At 69.9% G+C, this 8,664-nt stretch carries 8 protein-coding genes; 4 read left to right on the top strand and 4 right to left on the bottom strand.

The annotated features are described in order from the left end of the window. Positions 1-887, top strand: an 887-nt coding sequence (locus R1101_RS0111255) for a pseudouridine-5'-phosphate glycosidase (RefSeq protein ID WP_016933532.1), incomplete at its 5' end; no start/stop codon positions are given. Between the two features lie 4 nt (positions 888-891). On the opposite strand, the gene R1101_RS0111250 is transcribed toward R1101_RS0111255, so the two are convergent. After that, on the bottom strand, positions 892-1,557 hold the full coding sequence (locus tag R1101_RS0111250; protein ID WP_016933531.1) for an NUDIX hydrolase: 666 nt from the start codon (positions 1,555-1,557) through the stop codon (positions 892-894). Between the two features lie 61 nt (positions 1,558-1,618). Between R1101_RS0111250 and R1101_RS0111245 the strand changes: the two genes are divergently transcribed. Further along, positions 1,619-2,599 carry an ADP-ribosylglycohydrolase family protein gene (locus R1101_RS0111245; protein WP_016933530.1) on the top strand — a complete coding sequence of 327 codons (981 nt, stop codon included), beginning with the start codon at positions 1,619-1,621 and terminating at the stop codon, positions 2,597-2,599. Positions 2,600-2,714: 115 nt separating this feature from the next. Next, on the top strand, positions 2,715-3,845 hold the full coding sequence (locus tag R1101_RS0111240; protein WP_037222943.1) for an iron-containing alcohol dehydrogenase: 1,131 nt from the start codon (positions 2,715-2,717) through the stop codon (positions 3,843-3,845). 7 nt (positions 3,846-3,852) lie between these two features. On the opposite strand, the gene R1101_RS0111235 is transcribed toward R1101_RS0111240, so the two are convergent. From R1101_RS0111235 to R1101_RS0111225, 3 genes are all read right to left on the bottom strand, one after another. Beyond that, a complete protein-coding gene (locus tag R1101_RS0111235) occupies positions 3,853-4,047 on the bottom strand; it encodes a hypothetical protein (RefSeq protein ID WP_016933528.1) in 195 nt (64 codons plus the stop codon). 99 nt (positions 4,048-4,146) lie between these two features. Next, on the bottom strand, positions 4,147-4,920 hold the full coding sequence (locus tag R1101_RS0111230; RefSeq protein ID WP_026003151.1) for a PIG-L deacetylase family protein: 774 nt from the start codon (positions 4,918-4,920) through the stop codon (positions 4,147-4,149). A 38-nt stretch (positions 4,921-4,958) separates the two neighbouring features. Beyond that, positions 4,959-7,001: an elongation factor G-like protein EF-G2 gene (locus R1101_RS0111225; protein ID WP_026003150.1), complete on the bottom strand. Its 2,043-nt coding sequence runs from the start codon at positions 6,999-7,001 to the stop codon at positions 4,959-4,961. A 205-nt stretch (positions 7,002-7,206) separates the two neighbouring features. Here R1101_RS0111225 and R1101_RS0111220 point away from each other — a divergent pair, with 205 nt between their 5' ends. Beyond that, positions 7,207-8,631, top strand: a complete 1,425-nt coding sequence (locus tag R1101_RS0111220) for an aldehyde dehydrogenase family protein (protein ID WP_016933525.1) — start codon at positions 7,207-7,209, stop codon at positions 8,629-8,631. Positions 8,632-8,664: the final 33 nt, after the last annotated feature.

Here is an 8,664-nt window from a genome sequence, read left to right as displayed (position 1 = left end):
CGGACTTCGTGCGCGAGGCGATCGCGGCCCGTCGGCCTGTCGTGGCGCTCGAATCGACGATCTTCACGCACGGTCTCACGCGTCCACGCAACGTCGAGGTCGCGCTCGACGCCGAACAGCGTCTGCGCGACTCCGGGGTGGTGCCCGCGACCATCGGGGTCGTCGACGGAACCCCGATCGTCGGTCTGTCGGAACAGCAGATCCGTATGCTCGGCGCGGACGATTTCCCGGCCGTCAAGCTCGGCCTCCGCGACCTGCCGGTCGCAGCGGCCAAGGGGTGGCACGGCGGGACGACGGTGTCGGCGACGGCGCTGCTCGCGCATCGTGCCGGGATCGCTGTCTTCGCCACGGGCGGCCTCGGCGGCGTTCACCGAGGAGCTTCGTCGACATTCGATGAGAGCGCGGATCTCGTTGTGCTGGCGACACTTCCGATTCTCGTGGTGAGTGGGGGCGTCAAGTCCGTCCTCGACATCCCCGCGACACTCGAACGGCTCGAGACGCTCGGGGTGATCGTGGTCGGCTACCGGACCCCGCGCTTCCCCGGTTTCTACGTGCGCGACAGCGGGTGCGACGTCGACGCGGTGGAGTCGGCCCAGCAGGCCGCGGAGGTGGCGCGGGCGCGGGACGGGCTGGGACTGCGCTCGGCGGTGCTCGTGGGGAATCCGGTGGCGGCCGAGGCGCAGATCGATCCGGAACTGCACGACCGGGTGCTCGCGGAGGCCGAACGCGCGGCCGCTGAGACCGGGATGCGCGGTAAGGCGCTCACCCCGTTCCTGCTCGACCACATGCATCGGGCCACCGAGGGGCGCTCGCTCGGGACGAATGTCGCGGTCTATCGCGGGAATGTCGCTGTAGCCGCCGAGATCGCGCTCGCGCTGGTGGCCTGAGACGTCACTGCAGCAGGAAGGCGGCGGTGGACGACGGCAGGGGAGCGTCGCGCCGGCGGTAGATCTCCGCGGGCCGGCCTGTGCCCTCCCTGCGCAGTTCGCCGGTGGGTTCGAGTCCGTGCAACAGGTGCCGGCGGAAGGTGTCCTTGGGATAGCTGCGGGCATAGACGGTTTCGTACAGCATCCGCAGGTCGAGCACGGTGAACTGTTCGCCGAGGAAGTTGCCGGGGTCGACTGCGGCGGAGTACCGGCGACGCAGATCGGCGACCGCCAGGTCGACGATCTCGGCATGGTCGAAGGCGAGGCCGGTGGTCTCGGTCGTCGGCGCGAGATGTGCCTCGGCGGGGATCTCGGCGACCGGCACTGCGGCGCCGTGGGCCATCGACAGCACCCATCCGCGGTCGTCGCGCTCGGGGTCGTCGAGCATGGCCAGCTGGTGGAAGTCGACGCCCGTGAGCCCGGCCTTGTCGCGCAAGGCGCGTTCGGCGGCCTCGGCGAGTCGCTCACCGGGGTGCAGGAAGGTGCCCGGTAGGGCGAAGCTGCCCTCGGGACGTTCGACGACCAGTACCTTCAGGACTTCGTCGACGGTGAGGACCGCGACGTCCACGGCCACCGAGGGGCGCGGGTAGTCGGTGAGCGACCTGCCGGTCGAATCGGTCGGTGTGCCCATGGTGGACATTCAATCATCGATGCGCTAACTTTAGCTCAGACTTGATCGAATTGAGGGGTTCATGGAAACGACCGCAGCACAGAACGACCGGGCCGCCGGAGTCCTGCTCGCCACCGCAGCAGGCGACGCACTCGGGGCGGGATACGAATTCACGTATCCGACGGCCACCACGCCCGTCGACATGATCGGCGGCGGACTCGGGCCGTTCGCGCCCGGCGAGTGGACCGACGACACCTCCATGGCCCTCGCCATCGCCGAGGTCTCGGCGACCGGCGTCGACATCGGACAGGGCGCCGGACTCGACGCGGTCGCGGCGCAGTTCCTCCGCTGGTACGCCACCGACCCCAAGGACATCGGCAACCAGACGCGTGCCGTCCTGCGCGAGGCGGGCCCCACCGCCGCCGGCATGACGGCGCGCGCCCGCAGCCTCCCGGGACGCACCGGCGGTAACGGATCGCTCATGCGCACCGCACCCGTCGGGCTCGCCTTCCTCGACGACGCCGAGCGGTGCCTGGCCGCGGCCCATGCGATCAGCAGCCTCACCCACGCGGACGAGCAGGCATCCGAAGCGTGCCGCCTGTGGTCGTTCGCGATCCGTCACGCCGTCCTCCACGGCACCTTCGACGGGGTGCGGATCGCGTTGTCCCACCTGCCGCGACCTGCCGAGCAGCGGTGGGCGGTGCTGCTCGACGAGGCCGAGGCCGCGCCGAGCCCCCGCGTGTTCGACAACAACGGCTGGGTCGTCCACGCCCTGCAGACCGCGTGGTGGGCGATCACACACGCCCGCACCGACGGCCCCGGACACCTGCCGGAGGCACTCGAACTCGCCGTGCGCGCCGGCAACGACACCGACACGGTCGCGGCCATCGCGGGCGGACTGCTGGGCGCGCGCTGGGGTGCGTCCGCGGTTCCGGAGCGGTGGCGTCGCATGCTGCACGGGTGGCCCGGTTACCGCGCGGACGACCTCGAGCGCCTCGGGCTGCTCACCGCACGGAAGGGCTCCGGCGAACACGGCGCACGGTTGCGGGTCGTCGAGAGCTGAGACTCCCCGAGATCCGCCGGATGCCTCCGCTCGCGACTGTGATGCGGTAGACACGACCTGTCGGCCGGATATTCGAGGGGGATCGCACGTGGCTTCCATCGCACTTCCACGCATCATGCGCGTCGGCGGAGGTGCCGTCGCCGAGATCGGGGAGGTCGTCGCCGGACTCGGGCTCGCCCGGCCCCTGGTGGTGACCGACAAGTTCCTGGTCGGTACGGGTGCGGTGGATCGGATGGTCGCGCAGCTCGACGCCGCCGGACTGCACCCCGCGGTCTTCGCCGACACCGTGCCCGACCCCACCACCGCCTCACTCGACGCGGGTGTCGCGGCGGTCGCCGAGCACGAGGCCGACTGCGTGATCGGGTTCGGCGGGGGGAGCCCGATGGACACCGCGAAGGCGCTGGGCCTGCTCGCCCGGCAGGGCGGGCACATGCGCGACTACAAGGCGCCGCGCGACAACACCGGTCCGGCGTTACAGGTGATCGCCGTGCCCACCACGGCGGGAAGTGGCTCCGAGGCAACGCAGTTCACAGTCATCAGCGACAGCGAGACCGACGAGAAGATGCTGTGCCCCGGCCTGGCCTTCCTGCCGGTCGCGGCGATCGTCGACTACCGGCTCACCATGACGATGCCCCCGCGGCTGACCGCGGACACCGGCGTGGACGCACTCACCCACGCCATCGAGGCCTATGTCAGCAGGAAGGCGAACCCGTTCTCCGACGGTCTCGCGCTCGTCGCGATCGGCACCATCGGACGGGTGCTGCGGCGCGTCTACGCGGACGGGCAGGATGCCGCGGCGCGCGAGCAGATGATGCTGGCCGCCACGCAGGCCGGGATCGCGTTCTCCAACTCGAGCGTCGCGCTCGTGCACGGCATGAGCCGGCCGATCGGGGCGCACTTCCACGTCGCGCACGGCCTGTCGAACGCGATGCTGTTCCCGGCGGTCACCGAGTTCTCGGTGGATGCGGCCGAATCCCGTTACGCCGACTGTGCTCGCGCGCTCGGCGCGGCGTCGGCGGATGCTTCGGACGCGACGGCCGCTGCCGATCTGCTCGTCGCGCTGAAAGAATTGTGCCGCGACGTGGAGGTGCCGACGCCGAAGTCCTACGGCATCGACAGGCGGACCTGGGACGAGCGGGTCCCGGTCATGGCCGAGCAGGCACTGGCGTCGGGATCTCCGAACAACAACCCGAGGATCCCGACGGCCGACGAGATCCGCGAGCTCTACGCACGGATCTACGGCTGAACGCGGCTCACTCGGGGGCCTGATCGTCGGGCTCGACCTTCTCCGTCTTCACCCGGTCCGAGATGCTGCCGGCCGCGCCTTCCTCCTCGCGTTCGTTCTCGACCTTCTGTTCGAGCTCGTCGACGAGGTTCTCGATCTTCCGGCCGGTGAGGTCGTCGTTGTCCTCGGGGCGGCCGGAGCCGTGCTTGGGGGCGTTGTCCATCGACGTCCGTCCTTCGTTCGTAGGTGCAGGGGAGCGGTACCCGAGCGCCGGGACGATCAAACGGCTGCAACGGTTCTGCTCACGTCGGTGTCGGCGCGGTCAGAGCGGGAGACCGGTCTCCCGGAGGCCGGGCGCACCACCGCGTCGCCGGAACCATTCGACACCGAACGCGGCCCGCAGATGTTCCTCGGGCATGGTCAGCATCGGTCCGAAGTCGCCGATCTGCGACTCGTAACCGACCATCGCCGCGCGTTTGGCGTCCAGCGCCGTCGACACATCCACCGCGGTGGTCAGTTCCGACTCCGGCAGACCGAAGGTCTCGAGGTCCGGAGGCCGCACATCGTCCGGTGCGTCCGGCAGCGCCGAGAACAGCCGCTTCAGGTGATCCCGGTTCGTCGAGGCCTCGTAGACGGTGTCGTGCCCGGTCATGCGTTCGGCGTGGACCCCGGCGCGGTGGACCTGGATGTGGTCGGGATGGCCGTATCCGCCGTGCGCGTCGTAGATGGTGACGACATCGGCGCGTTCCTGCTCGATCACCGCGGCCAGCCGTGCTCCCGCCTCGCCCGGATCGGCGTTCGCGAAGGCGTCGGGGTCCTGGTTGCCGCTCGTGCCGGCCATCCCCGAATCGCCGTAGCCGAAGGACACCACCCGGGCGGCACCCAGCGCGCGAGCGGACTCTTCGAGCTCCTTGGTGCGCCGTGCGGCGAGAGATTCGCCGGGTGCGAGCAGTCCGTCGGGATACTCACCGCGGGCTCCGTCGGTGGCGACGACGAGCACGACCCGGTGTCCGGCGTCGGCGGCCAGGCGCATCACGCCGCCGGTGAGGAACACCTCGTCGTCGGGGTGCGCGTGGAAGCACAGCAGAACGCTCATGGCGTTCATGCTGGCACGTTGTCCGGACGGTGTGGCGGCTAGTCCGGCTCCCCGTATCGAGCGGCGAGGTTCTCGGGCATCGGTTCGTGCCGCAGGTACTGGCGCGCGAAGTCGGCGGTGCCCTGCGTGATGGACCGCAGTTCCACCGGATAGCGGCCGAGTTCGAGTTCGGGAACCTCTGCGCGCAGCAGTGCGATTCCCGGTGCCGGTGATTCGGTGCCGAGTACCCGGCCGCGCCGGGCGGACAGATCGCCCAGGACGGCGCCGAGGAACTCCTCGGGCACGATCACCCGTACGGCAGCGACCGGCTCGAGCACTCGAACCGTGCTGTGCGAGGCCGCGTCCCGCAGGGCGAGTCCCGCTGCCGCCTGGAAGGCCGCGTCGGACGAATCCACCGAGTGGGCTTTACCGTCGACCAGGGTGACCTGCACATCGACGAGCGGATATCCCGTCGTCACCCCCTTCTCCGCCTGCGCGTACACGCCCTTCTCCACGGACGGGATGAACTGACGTGGAACCGCACCGCCGACCACCCGCTCGGCGAAGACGACACCGCTGCCCACCGGCAGCGGCTCGACCTCGACGTCGACGACGGCGTACTGACCGTGTCCGCCGGACTGTTTGACGAGCCGGCCGTGACCTTTCGCGGAGGCGGCGAAGGTTTCCTTCAGCGGCACCCGATGCTCGACCGTGTCGACCTGCACACCGTGCCGGGTACGCAGCCGTTCGAGGACCAGCTCCGAGTGCGCCTCACCCGTGCACCACAACACGAGCTGATGGGTCTCGGGATTCTGCTCGACGCGCAGCGCCGGATCCTCGGCGGCCAGACGCGAGAGGGCCTGGGACAGTTTGTCGTCGTCGGTGCGGGTGTGCGCTTCGATCGCGACGGGCAGCAGCGGTGTCGGGGTCGGCCACCGGTCGAGCGAGACCGGACGGTCGGGGTCGTGCAGGACGTCTCCGGGTTGCGCCGTTGCGAGTTTCCCGACGGAGACGATGTCTCCCGCGACCGCCTCACCGACCGGGCGTTGCTGTTTGCCGAACGGGCTCGTCAGGGCAGGGATGCGTTCGCGGCTGTCGCGGTCGCCGTCGGCCAGCGCCACGATCGTGTCGGGCCGGAGCGTGCCGGAGTACACGCGCACCAGGCTGATCCGGCCCACATAGGAGTCGCCGGCCACTCGCACGACCTGCGCTGCGAGTGGGCCTTCCGGGTCGCACGGCGGTGCCCCGCGACCGCGGTGTGTCGGGGCGGGGAAGCCGGTGGTGATCAATTCGAGCAGTTCGACGGACCCGATACCCGTCTCGTCCGCGGGGACGGCCGGGTGCAGGGTGCAGGCCAGGATCTCGCGGGTGAGCCCTTCCTGCAGGGAGGCGGTGTCGAGTTGCTCGCCGGCGACGAACCGCTCCATGAGCGTGTCGTCCTGGCCGGAGATGGCCTCCACCAGGCTTTCGCGTGCCTCGGTGGAGACCGGGCACGGGCCCGGTTCGCCGTAGCTGCGGCCCGTCAGCAGCCCCATCGATCCGATCGGACGGTCGCCGTCGTAGACGGGATAGAACAGGGCCCGCAGGGTGTCCGGCCCCAGCCCGAAGGCATCGTGGCAGTCCGAGAGCATGTCGTCGTAGCCGTGCCGGGCGACATCGAGTTTGTTCACCACGAGCGCGCGAGGAACGGCCTCGTCGTCGCACTCACGCCAGAGGGCGCGGGTCGCGGCGCTGATCGGATCGGTGGCGGAGACGACGAAGATCGCCGCGTCGGCCGCATGCAGACCCGCGCGGACCTCCGCGTCGAAGTCGGGGTGGCCCGGCGTGTCGACCAGGTTGATCTTGATGCCGTTCCATTCGAGGGGCACCACGGACAGCTGCACCGACCGGCGGTGCCGCTGTTCGATCTCCTCGTAGTCGGACACCGTCGTGCCCTCGGCCACGCGCCCGGCACGCCCGACGGCGCCCGCTGCCACGGCGAGGGATTCGGCGAGGGTGGTCTTCCCGGATCCGCTGCACCCCACCAGGGCAACATTGCGGATCCGGTCGGGACTGTCGGCGGTCGGTGCCTGCCGGCTGCGTGCTGCGGAGCGATCGGGCATCGAGCTACTCCCTCGTGTGACCTGCAGCACAGTCTAGGGCATTCCGATCGTCCCTCCGGGGAGGTTGCCGACACACGCTCGAGGCTCGCAACGCCGCCGGCGACCGAGCCGTCGCACGCCTTCGGGCTCGACGAGATCGACCCGGCATTGCGGTGTGGTCTTCGTTACCCTCGCGCAAGGGCGTCCTACGAACAGGGAGACCGAGATGACGGACATTCTCGACCGCACGAAGATCTACATCGACGGGCAATGGGTCGATTCCGACGGCACCGGCCGGATCGAGGTCGTGAACCCGGCGACCGAAGAGGTCGTCGCTGTGGTTGCCGAGGGTGTCGCCTCCGATGTCGATCGGGCCGTCGCCGCGGCGAAGCAGGCATTCCCGGCCTGGTCCGCGCTCAGCGGTACATCACGCGCCGCCTACCTGGAGAAGGTCTCCTCCCTGGCGAACGAGCGCGCCGACGAACTCACGGCCGTCGTCTCGCAGGACATGGGGATGCCCGCGCACCTCGCACGCGTCATCCAGGTCGGGATGCCGCTGAAGAACATCGCGGCCTACGCGTCGCTGGCCGGAACCTACGACTTCGACGACCAGGAGATCGGCAACGCACTGGTCGTCCGCGAACCCATCGGGGTCGTCGGGGCGATCACCCCGTGGAACTATCCGCTGCACCAGGTGGTGCTGAAGGTGTTCGCCGCGCTCGCGGCAGGATGCACCGTGGTGCTCAAGCCCACGGAGGTCGCGCCGCTCGTGACCTACGCCCTTGTCGACATCGTCGACGAGGCCGGGCTGCCGCCGGGTGTGCTCAACGTCGTCAGTGGTTACGGACCGGTCGTCGGCGAAGCCATCGCCGCGCACCCCGACGTCGACATGGTGTCGTTCACGGGGTCGACGCGCGCCGGCAAGCGGGTCTCGGTCGTCGCGGCCGAGACGGTGAAGAAGGTCGCGCTCGAACTCGGCGGCAAGTCGGCCAACGTCATCCTCGACGACGCCGACCTCACCGCCGCTGTCACCGAGGGTGTCGGCAAGTGCTTCCTCAACTCCGGCCAGACCTGCACCGCGCTGACCCGCATGCTCGTCCCCGCCGACCGTCTGCCGGAGGCCACCGCCATCGCCGAGCAGGTCGCGCGGGCCTACACCGTCGGGCTGCCCGACGATCCGTCGTCGAAGCTCGGCCCCCTCGTCAGCGGCGCGCAGCAGGCACGGGTGAAGTCGTACATCGACAAGGGGGTCGAGGAGGGTGCCGAACTGGTGCTCGACGGGCGCGAGACCGGGTTCGGCACCGGCTACTTCGTCGGGCCGACCGTCTTCACGAACGTCGCGCCGGAGATGACGATCGCCCGAGAGGAGATCTTCGGTCCGGTGCTGTCGATCATCGGTTACCGGGACGAGGACGACGCCGTGCGCATCGCCAACGCCAGCGACTACGGCCTGTCGGGCGGCGTGTGGTCCGCCGACCCGGCGCGAGCGGAGGCCGTGGCCCGCCGCATGCGCACCGGTCAGGTCTACGTCAACGGTGGCGCCTTCAACACCGACGCACCTTTCGGTGGCTACAAGCAGTCGGGTATCGGACGCGAAGCGGGTGTCTTCGGGCTCGAGGAGTTCCTGGAGATCAAGACGATCCTGCGCTGACGAAGCACAGCACCGGCCGGAGTCGCTCCGGCC

This window comes from Rhodococcus sp. R1101 (assembly GCF_000278445.1).
GTDB classification, from domain to species: Bacteria; Actinomycetota; Actinomycetes; order Mycobacteriales; family Mycobacteriaceae; genus Rhodococcus; species Rhodococcus gordoniae.
This window is presented reverse-complemented; position numbering and strand designations above follow the sequence as displayed.

Excerpts from the sequence above, each read along its gene's own strand:
- R1101_RS0111245 (WP_016933530.1), top strand. The coding sequence starts at position 1,619 with ATGGAAACGACCGCAGCACAGAACGACCGGGCCGCCGGAGTCCTGCTC.
- R1101_RS0111230 (WP_026003151.1), bottom strand. The coding sequence starts at position 4,920 with ATGAGCGTTCTGCTGTGCTTCCACGCGCACCCCGACGACGAGGTGTTC.
- R1101_RS0111240 (WP_037222943.1), top strand. The coding sequence starts at position 2,715 with ATGCGCGTCGGCGGAGGTGCCGTCGCCGAGATCGGGGAGGTCGTCGCC.
- R1101_RS0111250 (WP_016933531.1), bottom strand. The coding sequence starts at position 1,557 with ATGGGCACACCGACCGATTCGACCGGCAGGTCGCTCACCGACTACCCG.
- R1101_RS0111235 (WP_016933528.1), bottom strand. The coding sequence starts at position 4,047 with ATGGACAACGCCCCCAAGCACGGCTCCGGCCGCCCCGAGGACAACGAC.
- R1101_RS0111220 (WP_016933525.1), top strand. The coding sequence starts at position 7,207 with ATGACGGACATTCTCGACCGCACGAAGATCTACATCGACGGGCAATGG.
- R1101_RS0111225 (WP_026003150.1), bottom strand. The coding sequence starts at position 7,001 with ATGCCCGATCGCTCCGCAGCACGCAGCCGGCAGGCACCGACCGCCGAC.